Raw genomic sequence first — 1,400 nt, forward strand, 5'->3', positions numbered from 1 at the left:
CCCCTATTCCAAGTATTGATTTCAAATTTTAATATTATTGAATTATTGAATTATTGAATTATTGAATTATTTAATTATTTAATTATTTAATTATTGAATTATTGCGTATTGTTTACTGAAAATAACTTACGATGGCATGCGAAATTATATTCATAATCAGCCAGGGAATCTGATCCTACCCACGTAATGTAGACACGGCCCTAAGCGAGATTCAGATTTTCAAATTGTTCCGGGCTGAGTCCGCCACAGGCACTGTGGCGACGCCACCGATTGTAATCACACTCGATATAATTAAACACCGTCGTCCGCATCATTTCCCGGCTGATAAAGCGTTCACCGTGGATACATTCGACTTTCAGTGAGTGGAAGAAGCTTTCTGCACAGGCATTATCGTAACAACAACCCTTTGCACTCATGCTACCGCGCAGGTTATGCCGCTTCAGTAGCGCCTGATAATCCGCTGAGCAGTACTGCCCACCACGGTCGGTGTGAACGATGACATTTTCCGGGCGCTTACGTCGCCACAACGCCATCTGTAGCGCATCGCAGGCCAGCTGTGCCGTCATCCGTGATGACATTGACCAGCCGATAACAGCACGTGACCACAGATCGATGACGACAGCCAGATATAGCCAGCCTTCATCAGTACGTAAGTAGGTGATGTCACCCGACCATTTCTGGTTTGGACCGCTGGCGTAAAAATCCTGCTTCAGCAGGTTCTCCGACACCGGCAGGTCATGCTCGCGGTAACTGACCGGGCTGAACTTCCGTGAAGCTTTCGCCCGAAGCCCCTGACGACGCAGGCTGGCTGCCACGGTTTTCACGCTGAAGCGGTAACCCTGAGCATGCAGTTCATCGGTCAGGCGCGGTGCGCCGTAGCGCTGTTTTGCCCGGTGAAAAGCCTCGTGCACGGCGCTGTCACAACTCAGACGGAACTGCTGGCGTGAGTTTAGCCTCGCACGCCGCTGAGCCCACGCATACCAGCCGCTGCGGGCCACCCGGAGGACGCGACACATGGCTTTGATGCTGAACTCAGCCTGATGTTTTTCAATAAAGACATACTTCATTTCAGGCGCTTCGCGAAGTATGTCGCGGCCTTTTGGAGAATGGCCAGCTCCTCGTCCCGTTCCGCCAGCTGGCGTTTGAGACGAGCATTTTCAGCAGCGAGTTCATTTTCACGCTCAGAGGATGAGAGCTGTTGTTGCTGTTTACTGCGCCAGTTATAAAGTTGCGATTCATACAGGCTGAGTTCACGGGCTGCGGCAGCAACACCGATGCGTTCAGCGAGTTTCAGGGGAATGCTGTTTACGGGGATTTTTGCTGGTTGATACTGTTTTTGTCATGTGAGTCATATATGGACGCCCAGTGTTATGCAAATACTGATTTGATACGGTTCGCTG

At 50.2% G+C, this 1,400-nt stretch carries 1 pseudogene; it reads right to left on the reverse strand.

What is annotated here, in order from left to right:
* Positions 1 to 200 precede the first annotated feature (200 nt).
* Positions 201 to 1,343, reverse strand: a pseudogene (locus tag MES37_RS24355) (IS3 family transposase).
* Positions 1,344 to 1,400: the final 57 nt, after the last annotated feature.

Source organism: Buttiauxella sp. S19-1, assembly GCF_022134725.1.
Lineage (GTDB): Bacteria > Pseudomonadota > Gammaproteobacteria > Enterobacterales > Enterobacteriaceae > Buttiauxella > Buttiauxella ferragutiae.